General features: G+C 52.5%; 24 protein-coding genes and 5 tRNA genes. 12 read left to right on the forward strand and 17 right to left on the reverse strand.

All coding sequences use genetic code 11. From position 1 onward, the window contains the following. Positions 1-71: 71 nt before the first annotated feature. Positions 72-779 carry an RNA ligase family protein gene (locus QUE74_RS17645; protein WP_001097128.1) on the forward strand — a complete coding sequence of 236 codons (708 nt, stop codon included), beginning with the start codon at positions 72-74 and terminating at the stop codon, positions 777-779. Then, a complete protein-coding gene (locus tag QUE74_RS17650) occupies positions 776-1888 on the forward strand; it encodes an AAA family ATPase (protein ID WP_000638150.1) in 1113 nt (370 codons plus the stop codon). The genes QUE74_RS17645 and QUE74_RS17650 overlap by 4 nt, the downstream gene beginning before the upstream one ends. Positions 1889-1932: 44 nt before the next feature. Here QUE74_RS17650 and luxS read toward each other — a convergent pair whose 3' ends face one another. The 14 genes from luxS to pncC form a co-directional block, all read right to left on the reverse strand. Beyond that, the gene (gene luxS, locus QUE74_RS17655; RefSeq protein ID WP_001130208.1) at positions 1933-2448 is read right to left on the reverse strand and encodes an S-ribosylhomocysteine lyase; all 516 of its coding nucleotides are present in this window, start codon (positions 2446-2448) and stop codon (positions 1933-1935) included. Between the two features lie 149 nt (positions 2449-2597). Beyond that, positions 2598-4154 carry a glutamate--cysteine ligase gene (gene gshA, locus QUE74_RS17660; protein WP_000611789.1) on the reverse strand — a complete coding sequence of 519 codons (1557 nt, stop codon included), beginning with the start codon at positions 4152-4154 and terminating at the stop codon, positions 2598-2600. A gap of 72 nt (positions 4155-4226) precedes the next feature. Beyond that, complete coding sequence (locus QUE74_RS17665; protein WP_000005713.1) at positions 4227-4655, reverse strand: YqaA family protein; 429 nt, start codon at positions 4653-4655, stop codon at positions 4227-4229. After that, positions 4652-5218 (reverse strand): fructose-1-phosphate/6-phosphogluconate phosphatase, encoded by a 567-nt coding sequence (gene yqaB, locus QUE74_RS17670; protein ID WP_000273296.1) that lies wholly within the window; start codon positions 5216-5218, stop codon positions 4652-4654. The genes QUE74_RS17665 and yqaB overlap by 4 nt, the downstream gene beginning before the upstream one ends. Before the next feature lie 280 nt (positions 5219-5498). Continuing rightward, positions 5499-5575: transfer RNA gene (locus QUE74_RS17675), tRNA-Arg, on the reverse strand. 198 nt (positions 5576-5773) lie between these two features. Further along, positions 5774-5850: transfer RNA gene (locus QUE74_RS17680), tRNA-Arg, on the reverse strand. 197 nt (positions 5851-6047) lie between these two features. Continuing rightward, a tRNA-Arg gene (locus QUE74_RS17685) sits at positions 6048-6124 on the reverse strand. Positions 6125-6323: 199 nt separating this feature from the next. Beyond that, positions 6324-6400: transfer RNA gene (locus tag QUE74_RS17690), tRNA-Arg, on the reverse strand. 3 nt (positions 6401-6403) lie between these two features. Then, a tRNA-Ser gene (locus QUE74_RS17695) sits at positions 6404-6496 on the reverse strand. Positions 6497-6810: 314 nt separating this feature from the next. After that, positions 6811-6996, reverse strand: coding sequence for a carbon storage regulator CsrA (gene csrA / locus QUE74_RS17700; protein ID WP_000906486.1), 186 nt, complete (start codon positions 6994-6996; stop codon positions 6811-6813). A gap of 234 nt (positions 6997-7230) precedes the next feature. After that, positions 7231-9861 (reverse strand): alanine--tRNA ligase, encoded by a 2631-nt coding sequence (gene alaS / locus QUE74_RS17705; protein ID WP_000047200.1) that lies wholly within the window; start codon positions 9859-9861, stop codon positions 7231-7233. A gap of 127 nt (positions 9862-9988) precedes the next feature. Beyond that, positions 9989-10489 carry a recombination regulator RecX gene (gene recX, locus QUE74_RS17710; protein ID WP_000140516.1) on the reverse strand — a complete coding sequence of 167 codons (501 nt, stop codon included), beginning with the start codon at positions 10487-10489 and terminating at the stop codon, positions 9989-9991. Between the two features lie 67 nt (positions 10490-10556). Then, positions 10557-11618, reverse strand: a complete 1062-nt coding sequence (gene recA / locus QUE74_RS17715; RefSeq protein WP_000963143.1) for a recombinase RecA — start codon at positions 11616-11618, stop codon at positions 10557-10559. Between the two features lie 79 nt (positions 11619-11697). Next, complete coding sequence (gene pncC, locus QUE74_RS17720; protein ID WP_001354923.1) at positions 11698-12195, reverse strand: nicotinamide-nucleotide amidase; 498 nt, start codon at positions 12193-12195, stop codon at positions 11698-11700. A gap of 182 nt (positions 12196-12377) precedes the next feature. On the opposite strand from pncC, the gene QUE74_RS17725 reads away from it, so the two are divergent. After that, positions 12378-12617: a hypothetical protein gene (locus QUE74_RS17725; protein ID WP_000201677.1), complete on the forward strand. Its 240-nt coding sequence runs from the start codon at positions 12378-12380 to the stop codon at positions 12615-12617. 38 nt (positions 12618-12655) lie between these two features. Here QUE74_RS17725 and mltB read toward each other — a convergent pair whose 3' ends face one another. Further along, positions 12656-13741 (reverse strand): lytic murein transglycosylase B, encoded by a 1086-nt coding sequence (gene mltB / locus QUE74_RS17730; RefSeq protein ID WP_001352999.1) that lies wholly within the window; start codon positions 13739-13741, stop codon positions 12656-12658. Positions 13742-13996: 255 nt separating this feature from the next. Between mltB and srlA the strand changes: the two genes are divergently transcribed. The 7 genes from srlA (at position 13997) to gutQ (ending at position 18944) form a co-directional block, all read left to right on the forward strand. After that, positions 13997-14560, forward strand: coding sequence for a PTS glucitol/sorbitol transporter subunit IIC (gene srlA / locus QUE74_RS17735; protein ID WP_000573321.1), 564 nt, complete (start codon positions 13997-13999; stop codon positions 14558-14560). Beyond that, positions 14557-15516 (forward strand): PTS glucitol/sorbitol transporter subunit IIB, encoded by a 960-nt coding sequence (srlE, locus tag QUE74_RS17740; RefSeq protein ID WP_000196939.1) that lies wholly within the window; start codon positions 14557-14559, stop codon positions 15514-15516. Before srlA ends, srlE begins: the two co-directional genes overlap by 4 nt. A gap of 10 nt (positions 15517-15526) precedes the next feature. After that, positions 15527-15898, forward strand: coding sequence for a PTS glucitol/sorbitol transporter subunit IIA (gene srlB, locus QUE74_RS17745; RefSeq protein ID WP_000216203.1), 372 nt, complete (start codon positions 15527-15529; stop codon positions 15896-15898). Positions 15899-15901: 3 nt separating this feature from the next. Beyond that, the gene (gene srlD / locus QUE74_RS17750) at positions 15902-16681 is read left to right on the forward strand and encodes a sorbitol-6-phosphate dehydrogenase (RefSeq protein ID WP_001077342.1); all 780 of its coding nucleotides are present in this window, start codon (positions 15902-15904) and stop codon (positions 16679-16681) included. Between the two features lie 105 nt (positions 16682-16786). Then, positions 16787-17146, forward strand: a complete 360-nt coding sequence (gene gutM, locus QUE74_RS17755; RefSeq protein ID WP_000252910.1) for a transcriptional regulator GutM — start codon at positions 16787-16789, stop codon at positions 17144-17146. A gap of 66 nt (positions 17147-17212) precedes the next feature. After that, positions 17213-17986, forward strand: coding sequence for a glucitol operon DNA-binding transcriptional repressor SrlR (srlR, locus tag QUE74_RS17760; protein WP_000804546.1), 774 nt, complete (start codon positions 17213-17215; stop codon positions 17984-17986). After that, on the forward strand, positions 17979-18944 hold the full coding sequence (gene gutQ / locus QUE74_RS17765) for an arabinose-5-phosphate isomerase GutQ (RefSeq protein WP_001287422.1): 966 nt from the start codon (positions 17979-17981) through the stop codon (positions 18942-18944). The genes srlR and gutQ overlap by 8 nt, the downstream gene beginning before the upstream one ends. On the opposite strand, the gene norR is transcribed toward gutQ, so the two are convergent. After that, entirely contained in the window at positions 18941-20455 is a 1515-nt protein-coding gene (gene norR / locus QUE74_RS17770) for a nitric oxide reductase transcriptional regulator NorR (protein WP_000010756.1), read from the reverse strand. The two genes, gutQ and norR, sit on opposite strands and share 4 nt — an antisense overlap. Positions 20456-20641: 186 nt before the next feature. Between norR and norV the strand changes: the two genes are divergently transcribed. Both norV and norW read left to right on the forward strand, forming a co-directional pair. Then, entirely contained in the window at positions 20642-22081 is a 1440-nt protein-coding gene (gene norV / locus QUE74_RS17775) for an anaerobic nitric oxide reductase flavorubredoxin (protein WP_000029633.1), read from the forward strand. Beyond that, complete coding sequence (norW, locus tag QUE74_RS17780; RefSeq protein ID WP_000064716.1) at positions 22078-23211, forward strand: NADH:flavorubredoxin reductase NorW; 1134 nt, start codon at positions 22078-22080, stop codon at positions 23209-23211. Before norV ends, norW begins: the two co-directional genes overlap by 4 nt. A gap of 93 nt (positions 23212-23304) precedes the next feature. On the opposite strand, the gene hypF is transcribed toward norW, so the two are convergent. Then, positions 23305-25557 (reverse strand): carbamoyltransferase HypF, encoded by a 2253-nt coding sequence (gene hypF / locus QUE74_RS17785; protein ID WP_001354925.1) that lies wholly within the window; start codon positions 25555-25557, stop codon positions 23305-23307. Positions 25558-25590 lie beyond the last annotated feature (33 nt).

A 25590-nucleotide genomic window follows, 5' to 3' on the forward strand; every position in this document is an offset into this window, starting at 1 on the left:
ACATTTTTTTTAACCCCATAACTCGCACCCTCGCGGGCGTACGTTTATTACACAAAAAATAATGGATTATTATGAATACCCAACGTAAATACGGGAGAACCTGGCATTATCCTTTCTCCCCTGGCACCACCAGCGATGACCGTATTAACACCGATTACTGGCAGGATTTACAGGCCATCACGCAATTGGTGCACACAGAAAAACTCGACGGTGAAAATAACTGCCTTAACCGCTACGGCGTGTTTGCCCGTTCCCATGCCGCGCCTACACAATCGGCATGGACCTATAAAATTCGCCAACGCTGGCAACTGCTGAAAAACGATCTCGGCGATCTGGAGTTGTTTGGTGAAAATCTTTATGCCGTTCATTCGATTGAATATCGCGCCCTGGAGCAGGATTTTTATCTGTTTGCCGTTCGCTGCCAGGATATGTGGCTGAGCTGGGAAGAGGTGCAGTTTTACGCCGCTCTGTTTGATTTCCCCTGCGTTCCCGAAATCTCCGGCCCGCAGCCGGGGAATGATGAAAAAAGCTGGCAACGTGATTTTCTGGCGCTGACCAATGCGCGCGGCGCGTTCGATCCCTGGGATACGCAAACCGGGCAACCCTGTACGCTGGAAGGCATTGTCAGCCGGAATAGTGATGCGTTTTCCGTCGCTGACTTTTCGCATAACGTCTTCAAGTATGTACGCAAAAATCATGTCAAAACCACCGAGCACTGGAAACGCCACTGGCGACGGGCGCGGATGGCCCATGAGTTCGCTTATGGAGAACAGTCATGATTTGGCAACTTACCGACGACAAACGCTGGTCGACGCTACGCCAGCGTTTTAGCTGGGTTGAGGATATGCATAACACGCCGCAAGACCCGGAGCATCATGGTGAAGGCGACGTTGGTGTGCATACTGAAATGGTGCTGAACGCACTCGTTGCGATGGCTGAGTTTCAGCAACTCCCCGCTCAGCAGCAGGAAATTTTATGGGCGGCGGCGTTATTGCATGACGTTGAAAAGCGCAGTACTACCGTGCAGGAAAACGGACGTATTCAGTCTCCTGGTCATGCTCGTCGGGGTGAATTGACGGCCCGACAAATTTTATGGCGCGATATCCCGACGCCGTTCGTGCTACGCGAGCAAATTGTTGCACTGGTGCGTCTGCATGGGTTACCGCTATGGTTACTGGAACGTCCGGAACCGGAGCGTTTGCTGCTCACGGCTGCAATGCGTATCGACACGCGTCTGCTCGCTTTGCTTGCTCGTGCCGATCTGCTTGGTCGCCATTGTCATGATCAGCAATCAATGCTGGAACGCATCGATCTGTTCGAGCTATTTTGCCAGGAGCAACAATGCTGGGGAAAAGTGCGTTCATTCGCTTCGGATTCCGCACGCTGGCATTACCTGACCCATGAACAAAGTTCTCCTGATTTTGTTCCCTGGGAGGCTGAATCTTTTGAGGTTATTTTGCTGTGTGGTTTACCGGGTATGGGCAAAGATCGCTTTATCAGTGAACAGTGCCAGAGAGTGAACGTTATCAGCCTTGATGATATGCGGCGGCGAATCAATGCCAGTCCGGACGACAAAACCGCCACCGGGCGTATTGTGCAACAGGCAAAAGAAGAAGCGCGCGTTTTTTTACGCCAGAAGAAGCCGTTCATCTGGAATGCAACGAACATTACCCGCCAGTTGCGTAGCCAGCTCATCAGTCTGTTTACGGCTTACGGTGCACGAGTAAAAATCGTTTATCTGGAAGTACCGTGGGCGCAATGGAAGCAGCAAAATGCCAGGCGCGAGTATGCCGTTCCTGAAGCGGTCGTGATGCGGATGGCCTCAAGGCTGGAAGTTCCTCAACCTGATGAAGCACATAGCGTGGAATATCGGGTGACTGACAGGTAATAAAAACCGGGCGGTGATATCACCTGCCCGGCCTCTTCAATTGACTAGATGTGCAATTCCTGCAACTTTTCTTTCGGCAGCGCCAACTCTTCGTTGCTGTTGATGCGTACGTCACGTTCCAGGATATTACGCGCAATATCCTGCGCTTCCTGCAACGAATGCATCTGATAAGTACCACACTGGTAGACGTTCAGTTCCGGGATCTGATTCTGATCCTGCACTTTCAGCACGTCTTCCATTGCCGCTTTCCAGGCATCAGCAACACGCTGCTCATCTGGCGTACCAATCAGACTCATATAAAAACCGGTGCGGCAGCCCATTGGCGAGATATCGATAATCTCAACGCCATTACCGTTCAGATGGTTACGCATAAAACCAGCAAACAGGTGCTCCAGGGTATGGATCCCTCTTTCTGGCATCACTTCTTTGTTCGGCACGCAGAAGCGCAGATCGAACACGGTGATTGCGTCGCCATGCGGGGTGTTCATTGTTTTCGCCACCCGAACTGCAGGCGCTTCCATCCGGGTATGATCGACTGTGAAGCTATCTAACAACGGCATTTAGCCACCTCCGGTAATTTTTTTAAAAATTTTCTGAACTCTTTCTTCCCTGGCGAGTCTGAGTATATGAAAGACGCGCATTTGTTATCATCATCCCTGAATTCAGAGATGAAATTTTGGCCACTCACGAGTGGCCTTTTTCTTTTCTGTCAGGCGTGTTTTTCCAGCCACACCGCAAACGGTTCGGTATCAGCGGCTTCCATTTCCTGCTGACGGCGTACAGATGCCTCGCGCTCGGCTACAAAATCCTCTTCACGCAGAATTTCCAGCGGCTCTTCACGCAGCAGATTACGGTACGCTTCAGCAAACGCTTTACCTGTTCCGCCAATACCAGTATCAATCATAGACCTTAAGATACGGGCAGAGAAAGTCAGATCGGGATTATCGAAGCAGGCGACCAGTTCATCACACACTTTCTGGTACGCTTCGCCGCCGTTAATGCTATCCAGCGTTTGCGCCACGCGTTTTAGATCGCGGAACAAATCTTTCCCCACCTGCGGCAACGGGAACTGCGCGGTTTCGCAGCCGATACCCAGCGTCAGGCCCGGTTTGCGACCTTCGAGGATCACCCGGTTCCAGTTAACGCGTGTACAGGCAAGCTCGCTACTGCTCATTTCCGGTGCATCAGCCAGCGCACACCAGACCATAAACAGATCGAGGAATCGCACCTGTTGTTCATCTACACCAATCGGCGAGAACGGGTTGATGTCCAGCGAACGCACTTCAATATATTCAATGCCGCCACGTAACAACGCATCAGAAGGCGACTCGCCGCTGTGGGTCACACGTTTTGGACGAATCGGCGCGTACAGTTCGTTTTCAATCTGCAGCACATTGCTGTTGATTTGCAACCGCTTACCGTCTTTCTCAATACCAATCTTCGCGTACTCTTCCGATGGCGTTTTGATTGCCTGTTTAAGGCCCGCTACGTACTCGTAGAGATCGTTGAAGGTGATACCAAGATTGCTTTGCGATTTGTTGGTATAGCCAAGATCGCTCAAACGAAGAGAGGTCGCATACGGCAGGTAATACATACCGCACTCAGTTTTCTCAAACGGCAGCGACGTTGGTTTTCCTTGCAAGAAAGAAGAACAAATCGCCGGAGACGCGCCAAACAGATAAGGAATGACCCAACCGAAACGATAGTAATTGCGAATAACGCGGAAATAGCCCGCAGAAATTTTCTCTTTGGCATCAGCGCCCGAGATATCGCCGCACTTCGCTTGCCAGAATGCCATTGGCAAAGAGAAATTGTAGTGCACGCCGGAAATGGTTTGCATCAGTGCGCCATAGCGATTTTTCAGCCCTTCACGGTACAGCGTTTTAAAGCGACCGGTGTTTGAAGTGCCGTACTGTGCCAGTTCGATGTCCTGACCTTCTGCGATATAGCATGGCATACTTAACGGCCACATCCGCTCATCGCCCATGTTGCGCGCCGTATAACGATGCAGATCGCGCATAAAGGTCAGCATATGTTCAATATCACCATCCACTGGTGTAATAAATTCCAGCAATGCTTCCGCAAAATCGGTAGTAATCCATTTATGCGTCAGTGCGGAACCTAATGCTTCAGGATGACCTGTTGTTGCCAGTGTGCCATCAGCATTAACACGCAAAGTTTCGCGCTCAAGCCCACGCTGTATCCCCTTTAACGCCTGAGGATGTTTTTCCAGCCAGGCCAGCGCCTGTGATACGTCCGGGATCAAGTTGACCTCCCGCCTGTCAAAATCGTTTTAATTAGCATAACTGTAATGGTGACCATGTGTGCAGGCCTACAATTAGTGCCACCATATCATGCCCTGAACGGTCGCTGCTGCAACTGCAACATAACGTAACGCTTTACCAAGGCACAAAAAAAAGATTACTGGCCCCCAGGAGATGCGCATCCATCCCGCTAACAGACACAGTAAATCGCCAACCACGGGCATCCAGCTTAATAATAGCGTGACTGCACCATAGCGTTTCAGCCAGCCGGTAGCTTTCTCTTGCCAGCGCGATGTTTTACGCAATGGAAAGAAACGCCCAAGGATAACGTTAGTTAACCCTCCAAGGCTATTACCCATTGTTGCTGTTAAAACTAAAACCCAGGGATGACTTACCCCGGAAAGCAACATTGCAACCAGCACGACTTCGGAATTACCGGGTAATAGTGTAGCGCTGAGGAAACTACTGGCAAACAACGAGAAAAGCGATAAAACTTCACTCACAGCAAGCGAACATCCACAGCGTCCATGCCTGCAGCACGGGCCGCCTGAATACCGAAATCGGCATCTTCAAAGACCACACACTGCGTTGGTTGCACGCCCATACGCTGCGCGCACAACAAAAATGTGTCTGGCGCAGGTTTATGATGTTTGACGTGATCGGCAGCAACGACGGCGTCAAAATAACAGCGTAATCCCAGGTGCGTTAGCAGTGCCTCAGCGATGGCGCTTTCACTCCCCGTTCCTACAGCCATTGGTCGACGTCCGTGCCAGCTTTTCACCACTTCAACAAGGGGGAGTGGTTCGACGCTATCGAGTAACATGCTTCTGACTGCTTCTGTTTTTTCACACGCCAGCGCATGCGGGTCGAGATCGGCCTGATTCAGTTCAATAATCGCCTGAGCAATGCGCCACGTGGGCGAGCCATTAAGCGCAATCATCGCCTGAACATCGTACTGAAGACCATAGTGTCCTAATACTTCGCGCCACGCTTTACGGTGCGTAGGCTCCGTATCCAGGATTGTGCCATCCATATCAAAAATTAAACCTGCATAACGCTCGTACATGGTCTTCTCGCAAGTCGAAAAATATGACGCTACTTTAGCGTAATTGCTTGATTTTGTCGCTGATGGCGAAGGAGAAGAATATTCAGGAAATGGATAAAGTAGCTATTTAGAAATGAGATATTTTTGAAGGGGATTTTTTGGAGAAGATGGTGCATCCGGGAGGATGACTCACTGGCGTTCGCCCTTCGGGCCGTTGCTGCCGCAACGTTATCCTCCCTGGAGCAGACGGTGATTACCATCGCCTCTTCCATACCATCATCGCTGAAGATTACGGAGAATATGGTGCATCCGGGAGGATTCGAACCTCCGACCGCTCGGTTCGTAGCCGAGTACTCTATCCAGCTGAGCTACGGATGCATCGGGAGAACTTACTTTACTGCTGATATTGATACCGCTACTAAAGCCATATCAAGTAAGAGATGGTGCATCCGGGAGGATTACTCGCCTTGCGGCTCGCCCTTCGGGCCGTTGCTGGCGCAACGTTATCCCTCCTGGTGCCTGCGGTTAATTCCGCTACCTCTTCGATATCTTCATTGCTGAAGATTTCGGAGAATATGGTGCATCCGGGAGGATTCGAACCTCCGACCGCTCGGTTCGTAGCCGAGTACTCTATCCAGCTGAGCTACGGATGCATCGGGAAATTTATTTTACTGCTGATATCGATATCGCTACTAAAGCCGTATCAAGTAAGAGATGGTGCATCCGGGAGGATTACTCGCCTTACGGCTCGCCCTTCGGGCCGTTGCTAAAGCAACGTTATCCTCCCTGGTGCTTGCGGTTAGTACCGCCACCTCTTCGACACCTTCATCGCTGAAGATTTCGTAGAATATGGTGCATCCGGGAGGATTCGAACCTCCGACCGCTCGGTTCGTAGCCGAGTACTCTATCCAGCTGAGCTACGGATGCATCGGGAAACTTACTTTACTGCAGATTTTTTGATACCGCTACTAAAGCCGTATCAAGTAAGAGATGGTGCATCCGGGAGGATTACTCGCCTTACGGCTCGCCCTTCGGGCCGTTGCTAAAGCAACGTTATCCTCCCTGGTGCTTGCAGTTAGTACCGCCACCTCTTCGACACCTTCATCGCTGAAGATTTCGTAGAATATGGTGCATCCGGGAGGATTCGAACCTCCGACCGCTCGGTTCGTAGCCGAGTACTCTATCCAGCTGAGCTACGGATGCAAATGGCGGTGAGGCGGGGATTCGAACCCCGGATGCAGCTTTTGACCGCATACTCCCTTAGCAGGGGAGCGCCTTCAGCCTCTCGGCCACCTCACCACACGCCTCTTACGAGTGCTTCGAAGAACTTGTTTATCGCTCATCGTCGCTGCGTGGCGCACATATTACTTTCTGAGACTTATAAGTCAAACAATTTTTCCCACACTTTTATCGTTTGCACACTTCACGCTCAATTAGTCTGTAAAAACGTCAAAAAGAGTGTTTTATCAACAGAAAAACGGAGGTCTGACAGATAGCAGTAATGCAAAAAATGGAGACTAAAGTTGAATGAACGGGAGTAAAGCGAAAAAACAATGGAGTGAAGGAGGAATTTTGAGGGTGCGTCTCACCGATAAAGATGAGACGCGGAAAGATTAGTAACTGGACTGCTGGGATTTTTCAGCCTGGATACGCTGGTAGATCTCTTCACGGTGAACAGAAACTTCCTTCGGGGCATTTACGCCAATACGTACCTGGTTGCCCTTTACCCCTAAAACTGTCACGGTGACCTCATCCCCAATCATGAGGGTCTCACCAACTCGACGAGTCAGAATCAGCATTCTTTGCTCCTTGAAAGATTAAAAGAGTCGGGTCTCTCTGTATCCCGGCATTATCCATCATATAACGCCAAAAAGTAAGCAATGACAAACACATTACATGTAAGCAGTCATGGCATTACATTCTGTTAAACCTAAGTTTAGCCGATATACACAACTTCAACCTGACTTTATCGTTGTCGATAGCGTTAATGCGAATGCCGTGAAGCGAGTCCACGGCATTGCCTGACGCTTATATTATTGCAATTTCGCGCTGACCCAGCCTTTCACACTGGCTAACGCTGCAGGTAAGGCCGCAGCATCCGTACCACCGGCTTGCGCCATGTCAGGACGTCCACCACCCTTGCCGCCCACCTGCTGAGCGACCATACCAATCAGTTCCCCTGCTTTCACACGATCTGTGACGTCCTTAGATACGCCTGCAATCAGAGAAACCTTACCTTCGGCTACCGTTGCCAGCACGATAATTGTCGACCCCAGCTGATTTTTTAAATCGTCAACCATGGTACGCAACATTTTCGGCTCAACACCGCTAAGCTCGCTAACCAACAGCTTAACACCATTAACATCAATTGCCTTACTGGAAAGATTTGCGCTCTCCTGTGCGGCAGCTTGTTCTTTAAGCTGTTGTAACTCTTTTTCCAGCTGACGCGTACGTTCCAGTACTGAGCGCACTTTATCAGCCAGATTATTGCTATCGCCTTTCAACAGATGTGCGACTTCGCTTAAGCGATCGCTGTCTGCATGAACGGTGGCGATAGCGCCTTCTCCGGTTACCGCTTCGATACGACGAACACCTGCAGCAGTACCCGATTCAGAGATGATGCGGAACAGACCAATATCACCGGTGCGGCTTGCGTGAGTACCGCCACACAGCTCGGTGGAGAAATCGCCCATGCTCAGCACGCGTACGCGCTCATCATACTTCTCGCCAAACAGAGCCATCGCACCTTTCGCTTTCGCCGCTTCGAGATCCATGATGTTGGTTTCGATCGGCAAGTTACGGCGAATCTGCGCGTTCACCAGGTCTTCAACCGCACGAATCTCTTCTGGTTTCATCGCTTCGTTGTGTGAGAAGTCGAAGCGCAGCACTTTGTCGTTAACCAGTGAACCTTTCTGCGATACATGAGTACCCAAAACCTGGCGCAGCGCAGCGTGCATCAGGTGCGTTGCGGAGTGATTCAGACGAATACGAGCGCGACGAGCCTCATCAACATCAGCCTGCACCGCGTCGCCCACTTTCAGAGAACCCGCAGCAAGTTTACCGATGTGACCAATCGCCTGGCCGTATTTCTGCGTATCTTCCACCGCAAAGGAGAAGTTAACGCCTTTCAGTTCGCCTTTATCGCCAACCTGACCGCCAGATTCCGCATAGAATGGCGTTTGATCCAGCACGACTACCGCTTCCTGGCCTGCATTGATGGCATCAACCGCTTTACCATCAACAAACAGCGCAGTCACTTTGCCGTTCAGTTCCAGATGGTCATAGCCTTTAAATTCAGATGCACTGTCAACACGGATCATTGCGTTGTAATCGGCACCAAAGCCGCTGGCTTCGCGCGCACGACGACGCTGCTCTTCCATTGCTGCTTCAAAACCAGCTTCGTCAACTTTGATGTTGCGTTCACGACAAACATCAGCCGTCAGGTCAACTGGGAAACCGTAGGTGTCGTACAGACGGAAAGCAGTTTCGCCATCCAGCGTATCGCCAGAAAGTTTCGCCAGCTCTTCGTCCAGCAGCGCCAGACCGCGCTCCAGAGTGCGGGCAAACTGTTCTTCTTCAGTCTTCAGCACCTGCTCAACCTGTGCCTGCTGGCGTTTCAGGTCTTCACCCGCAGAGCCCATAACGTCGATCAGCGGACCAACCAGTTTGTAGAAGAAAGTTTCTTTCGCGCCCAGCATATTGCCGTGACGCACTGCGCGACGAATGATACGACGCAGTACATAACCACGGTTTTCGTTGGACGGCATTACGCCATCCGCGATCAGGAACGCACAAGAACGAATGTGGTCAGCGATTACGCGCAGTGATTTATTGCTCAGATCGGTCGCGCCAGTGACTTTCGCTACTGCCTGGATCAGCGTGCGGAACAGGTCAATGTCATAGTTAGAGTTAACGTGTTGCAACACCGCAGCAATACGCTCCAGACCCATACCGGTATCTACAGACGGCTTCGGCAGCGGTTCCATCGTGCCATCTGCCTGGCGGTTGAACTGCATGAAGACGATGTTCCAAATCTCAATGTAACGGTCGCCGTCTTCTTCCGGACTTCCCGGAGGGCCACCCCAAATGTGGTCGCCATGATCGTAGAAGATTTCGGTGCACGGGCCACACGGACCAGTGTCACCCATCTGCCAGAAGTTGTCAGATGCGTATGGCGCACCTTTGTTATCGCCGATGCGAATAATACGTTCGCGCGGGATCCCTACTTCTTTTTCCCAGATTTCGTAGGCTTCGTCGTCGCTTTCATAGACGGTAACCCACAGACGCTCTTTCGGCAGGGCAAACCATTTTTCACTGGTCAGCAGTTCCCATGCAAACTGAATGGCATCGTGTTTGAAATAGTCGCCGAAGCTGAAGTTGCCCAGCATTTCGAAGAAGGTATGGTGACGCGCGGTGTAACCGACGTTTTCCAGGTCGTTGTGTTTACCACCCGCACGCACGCAGCGTTGGGAAGTGGTAGCGCGGGAATAATTACGCTTGTCGAGCCCAAGGAACACATCCTTGAACTGGTTCATCCCGGCGTTGGTAAACAACAAAGTTGGGTCGTTATGGGGTACCAGGGAGCTGCTGGCAACTACCTGATGTCCCTTACTATGGAAAAAGTCGAGAAACGCCTGACGGATCTCAGCGGTGCTCTTGCTCATAATTATCCTGAAATCAAGCTAACGAAATATCGCCACCAGCTACAGCGTGTCTTAACCGCCGGGCTGGTAACTGAAAAGTGGGAATAAGATAAGTTTTCTTGACTGGGAAGTAAAATACCGTATGCGTTCAGTCGGCAAAATTTCGCCAAATATCCTGGATATCCTCCATCAGATAGCCGCGATAGAGCAGAAAACGCTGGATCTTAACTTTTTCTGAAAAGACAGTTGGCAAAGGTTCGCCATATTTTCGCGTCGCCTGATCGCGCGCCAGTGCGCACCAGTCGATGTCACATTCACGCATCGCTTTTTCTGTCGCTTCGCGGGAAATACCTTTCTGATTCAGTTCCTGACGAATACGCGCAGGTCCATAACCTTTGCGGCTACGGCTGGCGATAAAGCGCGCAACAAATCGGCTGTCATCGAGATAGCCATGTTCATGGCACCAGGCAATAACACGCTCGTAATCTTCTACCGTGGCATCAATCTCTTCCGGGCCATTTTTGCCCATAATCGGTGCCGCGAGTTTACGCCGCAGTTCTTGCTCACTGTGATCGCGCACCGCCAGAATGCGTACCGCACGATCCAACAGGCGAGCATATGCCGGGCGACGGGATGTTGATTCTGTCATGGCATACCCTTACAACTTAAAAAGCAAAAGGGCCGCAGATGCGACCCTTGTGTATCAAACAAGACGATTAAAAATCTTCGTTAGTTTCTGCTACGCCTTCGCTGTCATCTACAGAGAAATCCGGCGTTGAGTTCGGGTTGCTCAGCAGCAACTCACGTACTTTCTTCTCGATCTCTTTCGCAGTTTCCGGGTTGTCTTTCAGCCAGGCAGTCGCATTCGCTTTACCCTGACCGATCTTCTCACCTTTGTAGCTGTACCACGCGCCCGCTTTCTCGATCAGCTTCTCTTTCACGCCCAGGTCAACCAGTTCGCCGTAGAAGTTGATACCTTCGCCGTAGAGGATCTGGAATTCAGCCTGTTTAAACGGCGCAGCGATTTTGTTCTTCACCACTTTCACGCGGGTTTCGCTACCCACCACGTTTTCGCCCTCTTTCACCGCGCCGATGCGACGGATGTCGAGACGAACAGAAGCGTAGAATTTCAGCGCGTTACCACCGGTAGTCGTTTCCGGGTTACCGAACATCACACCAATTTTCATACGGATCTGGTTGATGAAGATCAGCAGCGTGTTGGACTGCTTCAGGTTACCCGCCAGCTTACGCATCGCCTGGCTCATCATACGTGCCGCAAGGCCCATGTGAGAGTCGCCGATTTCGCCTTCGATTTCCGCTTTCGGCGTCAGTGCCGCCACGGAGTCAACGACGATAACGTCTACTGCGCCAGAACGCGCCAGAGCGTCACAGATTTCCAGTGCCTGCTCGCCGGTGTCCGGCTGGGAGCACAGCAGGTTGTCGATATCGACGCCCAGTTTACGTGCATAGATTGGGTCCAGCGCGTGTTCAGCATCGATAAACGCACAGGTTTTACCTTCACGCTGCGCTGCGGCGATCACCTGTAACGTCAGCGTGGTTTTACCGGAAGATTCCGGTCCGTAGATTTCGACGATACGGCCCATCGGCAGACCACCTGCCCCAAGCGCGATATCCAGTGAAAGCGAACCGGTAGAGATGGTTTCCACATCCATGGAACGGTCTTCACCCAGGCGCATGATGGAGCCTTTACCAAATTGTTTCTCAATCTGGCCCAGTGCTGCCGCCAACGCTTTCTGTTTGTTTTCGTCGATAGCCATTTTTACTCCTGTCATGCCGGGTAATACCGGATAGTCAATATGTTCTGTTGAAGCAATTATACTGTATGCTCATACAGTATCAAGTGTTTTGTAGAAATTGTTGCCACAAGGTTTGCAATGCATACGCAGTAGCCTGACGACGCACCGCATCACGATCACCGCTGAAGCATTCCCGGCGGGTAATGCCTTCGCCGCGGGCAGTGGCAAAAGCAAACCAGACAGTGCCGACAGGTTTCTCTTCACTACCGCCATCCGGCCCGGCGATACCGCTGATAGACACAGCATAATCAGCACGAGCCGCTTTCAGTGCGCCTATCGCCATTTCCACCACGACGGGTTCGCTCACCGCGCCATGCTGCGCCAGCGTCTCTTCGCGTACGCCGATCATCTGCGCTTTGGCTTCGTTACTGTAGGTGACAAATCCGCGTTCAAACCAGGCGGAACTACCGGCAATATCGGTAATCACTTTCGCTACCCAACCGCCGGTACAAGACTCGGCAGTTGTTACGGTTGCGCCACGGGCTTTCAGCGTCTGCCCTACCTGTTCGCTTAACTGCATCAGTTCACTGTCAATCATCACAACCTCAGTCAGTCAAAAAATATATGCCGGACAAGATAGCACTTTCCCGCAGAAGATGGGGACGAGCGATTCATTTTACGAGTTGCGTTCCGGAAAAAGACTGTTGCGACCAGTCGGTAAAGAAAAAGCGCTACCATGCCGCGTTCACATTGATATGTATTCACAGGGAGAGAATAGCAATGGCAACAAAGAAAACGGATAACACGCCACAAAACGCGCTTAAACAAACCACGCAAATGCGTATTTGGGTCATCATTGGTGGCATCGGTGCACTGGTTTCAGTGATATGTAAAATTTTATCTTCTGGCTACCTTGAACCTTTCGACTTCGGTCAGGCTGCGTTAGGCGTTGTCTGCCTGGGATATGCGATATCGCTGTCGAAAAAAATCAAGCAATTACGTCATTCGAATAAACAGTAAGAAAACAGAGGGAAGTTTAACCCCCCTCTTGCAAAGAGTTACTGAACGCGCGCCAGTGCCACGGCTTGTCCTAACTGCCAGACGGCCATTGCGTAATGGGTGCTGTGATTGTAACGGGTGATAGTGTAGAAGTTCGGCAAACCGTACCAGTACTGGTAACCGGTGCCAACATCCAGGCGCAGTAAGCTGGCCTGCTGATGATTGCCCAGCGGCTGCTGTGGCGTTAGTCCAGCTGCAGCAAGTTGTGAAATGCTGTACTTGGTTTTGAAGCCATTCGGTAAGCCTGGAGCCTGACCGTTTGCCATCACCGCAACCTGATCACCTTTCACCCAGCCGTGCGCTTTAAAATAGTTCGCCACACTACCGATGGCATCAACCGGATCCCACAGGTTGATATGCCCGTCGCCGCTGAAATCTACCGCATATTGTTTATAAGACGATGGCATAAACTGACCGTAGCCCATCGCACCGGCAAACGAGCCTTTCAGATTGAGCGGATCGTCCTGCTCGTCGCGCGCCATCAGCAAGAAGGTTTCCAGCTCACCAGAGAAATACTCCGCGCGGCGTGGGTAGTTAAATGACAGCGTTGCCAGCGCATCGAGGATACGGGTTTTCCCCATCACGCGTCCCCAGCGAGTTTCGACGCCGATAATCCCGACGATAATTTCCGGCGGTACACCATACACCTGCCACGCACGATTCAACGCGTCTTCATACTGATTCCAGAAAACCACGCCGTTTTGCACGTTGTCCGGCGTAATAAATTTTTTGCGATAACGCAGCCATGCGCCGTTCGGACCTGATGGCGGTTTCACCGATGTGGTTGGTGCCTGGTTATCCATCAGCCGCAATACCGAATCCAGACGTTTCGCCTGGGAGAGAATTTCCTGCAACTGCTGACGATTGAAACCGTGTTTGCTCACCATTTTGTCGATGAACTGCTGGGCATTCGGGTTGTTAGCGAAATCGCCGCCCATCTGCATCACATTGTGCTGCGGCTCAAGCAGGAAGCCGCCAGACGGCGTTCCGGTGGTCGTTTCAGTCTCAGTAGGTTTTGGCTTGCTGCTACAGGCGGCAAGCAACACAAAAAGGGGAAGCAATGTTACATAACGACGCTTGAACATGAGGGGTCCATTTAACAAATTCAACCAGGGGCAAGTATGGTAAAGCATCCCGCCCTGCACAAGGAAGCGGTAGTCACTGCCCGATACAGACTTTACATAACTCAACTCATCCGCCTCACTATCCTTTTATACAAACTTTCAAATTAAAATATTTATCTTTCATTTTGAGATCAAAATAACACTTTTAAATCTTTCAATCTGATTATATTAGGTTGCCATTTGGTAATAAAACAATAAATCCTGAAGGAGAGAACAATGATAGAAACCATTACTCATGGTGCAGAGTGGTTTATCGGGCTGTTCCAAAAGGGCGGAGAGGTGTTTACCGGGATGGTGACCGGCATTCTTCCGCTGTTGATTAGCCTGCTGGTTATCATGAACGCACTGATTAATTTTATCGGTCAGCATCGTATTGAACGTTTTGCTCAACGTTGCGCCGGTAACCCTGTTTCCCGTTACCTGCTGTTACCGTGCATTGGCACGTTTGTCTTTTGCAATCCGATGACCTTAAGCCTGGGTCGCTTTATGCCGGAAAAGTACAAACCCAGCTATTACGCGGCGGCCTCTTATAGCTGTCACTCAATGAATGGCCTCTTCCCCCATATCAACCCTGGCGAACTGTTTGTTTATCTTGGCATTGCCAGTGGTCTGACAACGCTAAATCTGCCACTTGGCCCACTGGCGGTGAGCTATCTGCTGGTTGGTCTGGTCACCAACTTCTTCCGCGGCTGGGTAACCGATCTAACCACCGCTATTTTTGAGAAAAAGATGGGCATTCAACTTGAACAAAAAGTTCACCTGGCAGGAGCAACATCATGACGCGTATTCGGATCGAAAAAGGAACGGGTGGCTGGGGCGGCCCGCTTGAGCTGGAAGCCACGCCGGGCAAAAAAATTGTCTATATCACCGCCGGTACCCGGCCTGCGATTGTCGACAAACTCGCACAGCTTACTGGCTGGCAGGCTATTGACGGATTTAAAGAAGGTGAACCTGCGGAGGAAGAAATTGGTGTCGCGGTAATCGACTGTGGCGGCACATTACGCTGCGGCATCTATCCGAAACGGCGTATTCCCACCATTAATATCCACTCGACGGGCAAGTCCGGCCCGCTGGCGCAGTACATTGTGGAAGATATTTATGTCTCTGGCGTGAAAGAAGAAAACATCACTGTAGTGGGTGATGCGACACCACAACCCTCTTCCGTGGGCCGTGACTATGACACCAGCAAGAAAATCACCGAACAAAGCGATGGTTTACTGGCGAAGGTGGGAATGGGTATGGGTTCTGCCGTTGCCGTGCTGTTTCAATCTGGCCGTGACACCATCGACACTGTATTAAAAACCATTCTGCCGTTTATGGCGTTCGTCTCGGCGCTCATTGGCATCATTATGGCTTCTGGCCTTGGTGACTGGATTGCCCACGGTCTTGCTCCGCTGGCGAGCCATCCACTGGGTCTGGTCATGCTGGCGCTCATCTGCTCCTTCCCGCTGCTTTCACCTTTTCTCGGCCCAGGCGCAGTTATCGCACAGGTTATCGGCGTATTGATTGGTGTGCAGATTGGTCTCGGCAATATTCCGCCGCATCTGGCTTTACCTGCACTGTTTGCCATCAACGCGCAGGCGGCCTGCGACTTCATCCCGGTCGGTTTGTCGCTGGCGGAAGCCCGTCAGGACACGGTTCGCGTCGGTGTCCCTTCTGTACTGGTGAGCCGCTTTTTAACCGGCGCGCCGACTGTACTGATCGCCTGGTTTGTCTCCGGTTTTATCTATCAATAGAGGCTGAAACATGACCGTTATTTATCAGACCACCATCACCCGTATCGGCGCGAGTGCCACTGACGCTCTCAGCGACCAGATGCTCATCACCTTTCGTGAAGGCGCGCCTGCGGATCTCGAAGAGTATTGCTTCATTCATTGCCACGGCGAGTTGAAAGGTGCACTCCATCCCGGTTTGCAATTTTCACTCGGGCAGCATCGCTATCCGGTGACCGCCGTTGGCAGCGTGGCGGAAGACAACCTTCGCGAACTGGGTCATGTCACCCTGCGCTTCGATGGTTTAAGCGAAGCGGAATTTCCGGGCACTGTCCATGTGGCAGGCCCTGTACCCGACGATATCGCGCCGGGATCGGTTTTGAAGTTTGAATCTGTTAAGGAGTAAAAAATGAATCAGGTTGCCGTTGTCATCGGTGGTGGGCAAACCTTAGGCGCGTTCCTGTGCCACGGTCTGGCTGCCGAGGGGTATCGCGTAGCGGTTGTCGATATTCAGAGCGACAAAGCCGCAAATGTGGCACAAGAAATTAACGCCGAATATGGTGAAGGTATGGCGTATGGTTTTGGTGCTGACGCCACCAGCGAGCAGAGCGTGCTGGCGCTCTCTCGTGGGGTAGATGAAATCTTTGGTCGCGTGGATTTACTGGTCTACAGCGCCGGAATAGCAAAAGCAGCCTTTATCAGCGACTTCCAGCTCGGCGATTTTGATCGTTCGCTACAAGTGAATCTGGTGGGTTATTTCCTGTGTGCGCGTGAATTCTCGCGTTTGATGATCCGCGACGGCATTCAGGGGCGCATTATTCAGATCAACTCGAAATCCGGCAAAGTGGGCAGCAAACACAACTCTGGCTACAGCGCAGCGAAATTTGGTGGCGTCGGACTGACTCAATCACTGGCTCTGGATCTGGCGGAGTACGGCATTACGGTGCATTCACTAATGCTCGGTAATCTGCTGAAATCGCCGATGTTCCAGTCACTGTTGCCACAATACGCGACCAAGCTAGGTATCAAACCGGATCAAGTCGAGCAGTATTACATCGATAAAGTACCGCTCAAACGCGGCTGCGATTATCAGGATGTGCTGAATATGCTGCTGTTCTACGCCAGTCCAAAGGCATCGTACTGCACTGGTCAGTCGATCAATGTCACCGGCGGTCAGGTGATGTTCTGATCAACAGCGGAGATCCGTTAAGGATCTCCGCGAGACTAATAGAATGCCTGATGCGCTACGCTTATCAGGCCTACAGGACTTCCGCCACTACATTAAGGAAAAGTTATGGTATCCGCACTCATCACCGTCGCCGTTATCGCCTGGTGTGCGCAACTGGCCTTAGGCGGCTGGCAAATTTCTCGTTTTAACCGTGCCTTCGACACACTATGCCAGCAAGGGCGGGTTGGCGTGGGCCGTTCCAGCGGGCGCTTTAAACCGCGGGTCGTGGTCGCCATCGCCCTGGACGATCAGCAGCGCATCGTCGACACCTTGTTTATGAAAGGACTGACTGTCTTCGCCCGACCGCAAAAAATTCCCGCAATTACGGGCATGCATTCTGCTGATTTACAGCCCGATGTGATCTTTCCCCATGATCCACTATCACAGAATGCTCTATCATTGGCGCTTAAACTGAAACGTGGATAATTTCGTTGTGAATGTTACTTGCTTGCGAAGTTATCATTTTGAAACCTAAATCAGGTAATCACGCCCATGAAACCTCGTCAGCGTCAGGCCGCCATTCTGGAGTATCTGCAAAAGCAGGGTAAATGCTCGGTTGAAGAATTGGCGCAATACTTTGACACCACAGGCACAACCATTCGCAAAGATCTGGTCATTCTGGAACATGCAGGAACCGTCATTCGTACTTATGGCGGAGTGGTGTTGAATAAAGAGGAATCCGATCCGCCTATCGATCATAAAACACTCATCAACACCCACAAGAAAGAGCTGATTGCAGAAGCTGCCGTTAGTTTTATCCATGATGGCGATTCGATCATTCTTGATGCTGGCAGCACCGTTTTGCAGATGGTCCCCCTGCTCTCGCGCTTTAATAACATCACAGTAATGACCAACAGCCTGCACATCGTCAATGCGCTATCCGAACTGGATAACGAACAAACTATCCTGATGCCAGGCGGCACATTTCGTAAAAAATCGGCCTCATTTCACGGGCAGCTGGCAGAGAACGCCTTCGAACATTTCAGCTTCGATAAATTGTTTATGGGCACCGATGGCATCGATCTCAATGCAGGCGTAACCACCTTCAACGAGGTCTATACCGTCAGTAAAGCGATGTGTAATGCCGCGCGCGAAGTTATTTTGATGGCTGACTCATCGAAGTTTGGCCGTAAAAGCCCCAACGTGGTTTGTAGTCTTGAAAGCGTCGATAAACTGATTACCGACGCAGGTATCGATCCAGCGTTTCGTCAGGCGCTGGAAGAAAAAGGGATCGACGTGATCATAACCGGAGAGAGCAATGAGTGAAGCACTACTGAACGCGGGACGTCAGACGTTAATGCTGGAGTTGCAGGAAGCAAGCCGTTTACCAGAACGTCTGGGCGATGATTTTGTTCGCGCCGCCAATATCATCCTGCACTGCGAAGGCAAAGTGGTGGTTTCGGGAATTGGCAAATCGGGCCACATTGGTAAGAAAATCGCCGCAACGCTTGCCAGTACCGGCACACCGGCTTTTTTTGTCCATCCGGCAGAGGCACTGCACGGCGATCTGGGGATGATTGAAAGCCGCGATGTGATGCTGTTTATCTCTTACTCCGGTGGCGCAAAGGAACTGGATCTGATTATTCCGCGTCTGGAAGACAAATCTATCGCGCTGCTGGCGATGACCGGTAAACCGACATCACCGCTGGGCCTGGCGGCGAAAGCGGTGCTGGATATCTCTGTAGAACGCGAAGCCTGCCCGATGCATCTTGCACCGACCTCCAGCACCGTCAATACCCTGATGATGGGCGACGCGCTGGCGATGGCGGTCATGCAGGCGCGCGGATTTAATGAAGAAGATTTTGCCCGCTCCCACCCAGCTGGGGCACTGGGCGCTCGCTTGCTGAACAAAGTGCATCATCTGATGCGCCGTGATGACGCCATCCCGCAGGTGGCGTTAACCGCCAGCGTGATGGATGCGATGCTGGAACTCAGTCGCACCGGTCTGGGACTGGTAGCAGTGTGCGACGATCAACGACTGGTGAAAGGCGTCTTTACCGACGGGGATTTACGTCGCTGGCTGGTTGGCGGCGGTGCACTCACCACGCCAGTTAATGAAGCGATGACGGCAGGCGGCACGACGTTGCTATCGCAAAGTCGCGCCATCGACGCCAAAGAGATCCTGATGAAGCGCAAAATCACCGCCGCACCAGTGGTGGATGAAAACGGCAAACTTACCGGCGCAATTAACCTGCAGGATTTCTATCAGGCCGGGATTATTTAATCCTTCAGCCCCAGACGTTTCGCCAGCCGATGCAGGTTGGCGACGTCGGTTTCCAGCATCCGTGCGCTGGCAGCCCAGTTGTGATGATTTTGTGCCAGCGCCTGGCGAATAGTTTCACGCTGGAACGCTTCTGTCGCTTCACGCAGGTTTTGCTTAACAACGGGCACCGCCGCCGCTTCTGGCGGCGGCAACGTCACCTCAGGAAAAGCAAAATGTTGCGCTTCAAGAATCACTTCATCGCCGCTGCGGGTGGCTCTCGCCAGCACCACCGCCCGATGAATAGCATGTTCCAGTTCGCGCACGTTCCCCGGAAAACTATAGTGTTGCAATAAATTCCGCGCCCCGGCACTTAATACCACGCGGGAGAGCCCCAGCCGCAAACGACACTGCTCACAGAAATACCCCGCCAGAAGAATGACGTCATCACCCCGCTCACGCAGCGGCGGCACCAAAAGCGGAAACACACTCAGGCGATGAAACAAGTCAGCACGAAATCGCCCTGCCAGCACCTCTTCGCGCAAGTCGCGGTTAGTCGCCGCCAGCACGCGCACATCGACCCGCAAACTGCGGTCATCGCCAACGCGCTGAATATCGCCATACTGCAACACCCTCAGCAGCTTGGCCTGCAATGCCAACGACAACTCGCCGATCTCATCCAGAAACAGCGTGCCGTTATCCGCCATTTCAAACTTCCCGCTGCGGTTACTGATAGCGCCAGTAAACGCCCCTTTCACGTGCCCGAACAACTCACTTTCCGCCACACTTTCCGGCAGTGCGGCACAGTTGAGATAGACCAACGGATTCACCGCCCGCGGCGAGGCTTCATGAATCGCTTTCGCCACCAATTCCTTACCCGTTCCCGTCTCACCACTGATTAGGACGTTGAGATCGGACGCCGCCACAATCTCAATCTGTTTTTTCAATTGCGTCATGCCTGGCGACAGGCCGATCATCTGCGTCTGTTTCACCGCTTCAAACGGCGTGGCATCGCCTGGCAGCATATTCTGGCTTTCCAGTTGTTCAATCAGCAACGCATTGCTTAACGCTCCCGCCGCCAGCGCAGCAATCAGCCGTAACTCTTCGTCGCTGAAAACATCGAACTGATCGGGCTGCATCCCATCGAGCGTCAGTGCGCCGATCAGGTTTTGCCCGGCAAATAAGGGCAGACCAACACAGGCGTGAACCTTCAGACTCTCCTGCCCTGGAATCAAACCGTCATAGGGATCGGGCAATTCGCTGTCTGCGGGAAAGCGCACCACGTCCCCGGCGCGGGCAATCGCTTCCAGCCGTGGATGCCCTTCCAGCGCAAAGCGTCTACCGAGAACATCCTTCGCCAGCCCGTCGATGGCAAGCGGAATAAACTGCCGCGAGTCGTAACGTAGCAACGCAGACGCATCGCACTCTAGCACCTGACGCAGCGTGGTGATCAGGCGCTGAAAACGGTCCTGATGACCAATCCCACGCTGCAATTCGATGGCGATATTCGCCAGCACATCAACGGAAAAACTCATCTTTGCCTCACTGTCAATTTGACTATAGATATTGTCATATCGACCATTTGATTGATAGTCATTTTGACTACTCATTAATGAGCATAATTTTATTTGTATAGTAAAAACAATCAGATAAAAAACTGGCACGCAATCTGCAATTAGCAAGACATCTTTTTAGAACACGCTGAATAAATTGAGGTTGCTATGTCTATTGTGGTGAAAAATAACATTCATTGGGTTGGTCAACGTGACTGGGAAGTGCGTGATTTTCACGGCACGGAATATAAAACGCTGCGCGGCAGCAGCTACAACAGCTACCTCATTCGTGAAGAAAAAAACGTGCTGATCGACACCGTCGACCATAAATTCAGCCGCGAATTTGTGCAGAACCTGCGTAATGAAATCGATCTGGCGGATATCGATTACATCGTGATTAACCATGCTGAAGAGGACCACGCCGGGGCGCTGACCGAACTGATGGCGCAAATTCCCGATACGCCGATCTATTGTACTGCCAACGCTATCGACTCAATAAATGGTCATCACCATCATCCGGAGTGGAATTTTAATGTGGTGAAAACTGGTGACACGCTGGATATCGGCAACGGCAAACAGCTCATTTTTGTCGAAACGCCAATGCTGCACTGGCCGGACAGCATGATGACTTACCTGACGGGCGACGCGGTGCTGTTCAGTAACGATGCTTTCGGTCAGCACTACTGCGACGAGCATCTCTTCAACGATGAAGTGGATCAGACCGAGCTTTTCGAGCAGTGTCAGCGTTACTACGCCAATATCCTGACACCGTTCAGCCGCCTGGTAACGCCGAAAATCACCGAGATCCTGGGCTTTAACTTGCCGGTCGATATGATTGCCACCTCTCACGGCGTGGTATGGCGCGATAACCCGACGCAAATTGTCGAGCTGTACCTGAAATGGGCGGCGGATTATCAGGAAGACAGAATCACCATTTTCTACGACACCATGTCGAATAACACCCGCATGATGGCTGACGCTATCGCCCAGGGGATTGCGGAAACCGACCCGCGCGTGGCGGTGAAAATTTTCAACGTCGCCCGAAGCGATAAAAACGAAATCTTGACCAATGTCTTCCGCTCAAAAGGCGTGCTGGTTGGCACTTCGACGATGAATAACGTGATGATGCCGAAAATCGCCGGGCTGGTGGAGGAGATGACCGGATTACGCTTCCGTAACAAACGCGCCAGTGCTTTCGGCTCTCACGGCTGGAGCGGCGGTGCCGTGGATCGTCTTTCCACGCGCCTGCAAGATGCGGGTTTCGAAATGTCGCTTAGCCTGAAAGCCAAATGGCGACCGGACCAGGATGCACTGGAATTATGCCGTGAACACGGTCGTGAAATTGCCCGTCAGTGGGCGCTTTCGCCGCTGCCGCAAAGCACGGTGAATACGGTGGTTAAAGAAGAAACCTGTGCCACCACGACGGCTGACCTCGGCCCACGGATGCAGTGCAGCGTCTGCCAGTGGATTTACGATCCGGCAAAAGGCGAGCCAATGCAGGACGTTGCGCCAGGAACGCCGTGGAGTGAAGTCCCGGATAACTTCCTGTGCCCGGAATGCTCCCTTGGCAAAGACGTCTTTGACGAACTGGCATCGGAGGCAAAATGAGCAACGGCATTGTGATCATTGGTTCGGGCTTCGCCGCCCGCCAACTGGTGAAAAATATTCGCAAACAGGACGCCAGTATTCCATTGACCCTGATTGCCGCCGACAGCATGGATGAGTACAACAAACCTGATCTTAGCCATGTGATCAGTCAGGGGCAACGTGCCGACGACCTTACCCGCCAGACGGCGGGTGAATTTGCCGAGCAGTTTAATCTGCGCCTGTTTCCGCACACCTGGGTGACGGATATCGATGCCGAAGCCCATGTGGTGAAAAGCCAGAATAATCAGTGGCAATACGACAAGCTAGTGCTGGCTACCGGAGCCAGCGCCTTTGTCCCGCCGGTGCCTGGGCGTGAGTTAATGCTGACGTTAAATAGTCAGCAAGAATATCGCGCCTGTGAAACACAACTGCGGGATGCCCGACGGGTGTTGATTGTAGGCGGTGGCTTGATTGGTAGCGAGCTGGCGATGGATTTTTGTCGGGCAGGCAAAGCGGTCACGCTAATCGACAACGCTGCCAGTATTCTGGCGTCGTTAATGCCACCGGAAGTAAGCAGTCGCTTACAGCATCGGTTGACGGAGATGGGCGTTCATCTGCTGTTGAAATCTCAGTTGCAGGGGCTGGAAAAAACGAATTATGGCATTCTGGCAACGCTGGACCGCCAGCGCAGCATCGAAGTGGATGCGGTAATTGCCGCCACCGGACTGCGCCCGGAAACCGCCCTGGCACGACGCGCCGGGCTGACGATTAATCGCGGCGTTTGCGTCGATAGCTATCTGCAAACCAGTAATGCCGATATTTACGCGCTGGGCGATTGCGCAGAAATTAACGGTCAGGTATTGCCGTTCCTCCAGCCGATTCAACTTAGCGCGATGGTGCTGGCAAAAAATCTTCTCGGCAATAACACGCCGCTGAAACTACCGGCGATGCTGGTGAAAATCAAAACGCCGGAATTACCGCTGCATCTGGCAGGCGAAACCCAGCGTCAGGATTTGCGCTGGCAGATTTGTACCGAAAGCCAGGGAATGGTGGCGCGCGGCGTTGACGATGCCGACCAGCTTCGCGCCTTTGTAGTCAGTGAGGATCGGATGAAAGAGGCGTTTGGAATGTTGAAAACCTTGCCGATGTAGGCGGGCTACTGTACCCAAAATGCCTGGAGGGATAATACAAGGCCGGATAAGGCGTTCACGCCGCATCCGGCACTGCGCCCAAATGCAACACGTTTATCCGTTCTGGACTTCACCCGCCACCCAACGGGCCGCAACAATAACCCCCTGCCCCAGAGACAACCCGCCATCCCCCGCAGGTAAACTCTGCGGGAAGAGCAACGTAAAATCAGCAAGATAATGCGCCAGACGTGCACGCAGCAAACGGTTATGAATAACCCCACCGCTAAATACCAGCGTAGTGATACCGCACATCGTGGCCTGCTCACGCATCAACGCGGCAAAACCCTGCGCCAGTGCATCATGAAACGCCCACGCGCGTTGATTAACCGGAGCCTGCCAGTTCAGCCACTGCTGCCAGAAAGTGGCGAGATCCAGTTGATTGTCCACCAGCGGCATCGTCACCGGATGCGTCACTCCGTGGCACGAAGCTGCGAGCGCCTCCAGAGCACAAGCCGCTTCACCTTCATAACTTAACGTGGCTGGCGCACAGCCCAGCGCAGCCGCTACGGCATCGAACAACCGCCCACACGATGATGCCAGCGGAGCATTGATTCCACGCTCAATGGCCCGCGCCAGCACGCTCCAGTTTTGCTGTTGCACACTTGCCGTTTCAGAGTAATTCTGCCACTCCGGCACAAAGCGCAGGCACTGCGCCAGCAGGTTACGCCACGGCTGCTTTGCAGCCAAATCGCCACCAACAAGCGCCACCGCAGGCAAACCGCCCAGGTGCTGGCATTCGCGATAGTTCACCCGCAAGCACTCGCCGCCCCATAAAGCGCCGTTCTCGCCCATACCAATACCGTCGAGCGTCAAAGCAATGACATCACCGCCATCCAGCGGCCAGTGATGTTCTGCCAGACACGCCGCCGCGTGGGCATGGTGATGCAGCACCGTTTGCGTCGGCAGATTCATCTCACGCGCCCACTGGCTGGAGACATAGCCCGGATGCGCATCATGCACCACAAACTGTGGAGTAAAATCGTAGATGTTTTGCATCAGACGCAACGCTTCGCGCCACTGCATCTGAATGCCATCGTCACTTAAATCGCCCAAATGTTGACTCAACACCGCCTGTTCACCACGCACCAGACAGAAGGTATTTTTCAGATCCGCACCGAGACACAACACAGGAGGAATATTTTTAAAGCCCGGAGGCAAAGCCAGCGCATCCGGTACATACCCCCGCGAGCGGCGCAACATTTCGCCACTTTCGCGCACCACTGAATCATCCATCCGCTGCACGATGTCGCGGTTATGAATCAAGAATCCGTCGGCAATGTCCTGCAAATCCTCCAGCGCCTGTTCGTTGCTGATAGCCGGTGGTTTACCGCTCAGGTTGCCGGAGGTCATCACCAGCGGGCATTGCAGTTCCTGTAACAGCAAATGCTGGAGCGGATTCGCAGGCAACATCACCCCGACTTCGTTAAGGCCAGGGGCGATATCGTCACAAAGTTCCGGAACATATTTTTTATCCACCAGCACAATCGGCGCGGCGGGCGTGGTGAGCAACTGACGGGCAGCGTCTGGTAAATCTTCTGTCACTGGCAACATGACCGCCAGCGGTTTCGCCGGGCGATGTTTGCGTGCCCGAAGTGTCGCCACCGCGTTACTGTTACGCGCATCGCAGGCGAGATGAAATCCGCCAATCCCTTTGATGGCGACAATGTTGCCCATTTTTAACTGTGCGATAGCTGCCTGTAATGCCGCCTCTTGTTCTGCATGTTCACCATGACTTAGCCATTCAAGATGCGGGCCACACTCCGGGCAGGCCACCGGCTGGGCGTGGAAGCGACGATCGAGCGGGTCGCGATATTCTTTATCGCAGGCCGGACAAAGCGGAAACGCCGCCATCACGGTAAATGGACGGTCGTAAGGCATCGCGCGAATAATGGTGAAACGCGGGCCGCAGTGGGTACAGTTGATAAACGGATAACGATAACGCCGTTCGCCTGGAGTATTCATTTCGGCAAGACAGGCAGGGCAAGTTGCGGCATCGGGAACAATTTGCGTATTCATGACGCCGCCCGCGCTCTGGCGGATGGTGAACTCAGTGGGCGGCTGCATCCAGATAAACTGCTCACATTCGACGCTATCAATACGCGCCAGCGGCGGGCAGTGCTGATGCAATTGAACAAGAAACATTTCCGGATCTTCCAGCAACCGGACTTCCACGCCATCGCCGTCATTACAGACATCGCCGTGAAGATTTAATTGCTGTGCCAGTTGCCAGACAAAGGGACGAAAACCGACGCCCTGCACTTTGCCACGAATACGCAGTTGGACACCGCAAGATGTGTTTTTTGCCATTGAGTTATTCCCGCCATCATGAATTGCGTAACC

The sequence above is a fragment of the Escherichia sp. 10290 genome (assembly GCF_030295155.1).
In the GTDB taxonomy this organism is placed as follows: Bacteria; Pseudomonadota; Gammaproteobacteria; order Enterobacterales; family Enterobacteriaceae; genus Escherichia; species Escherichia coli_F.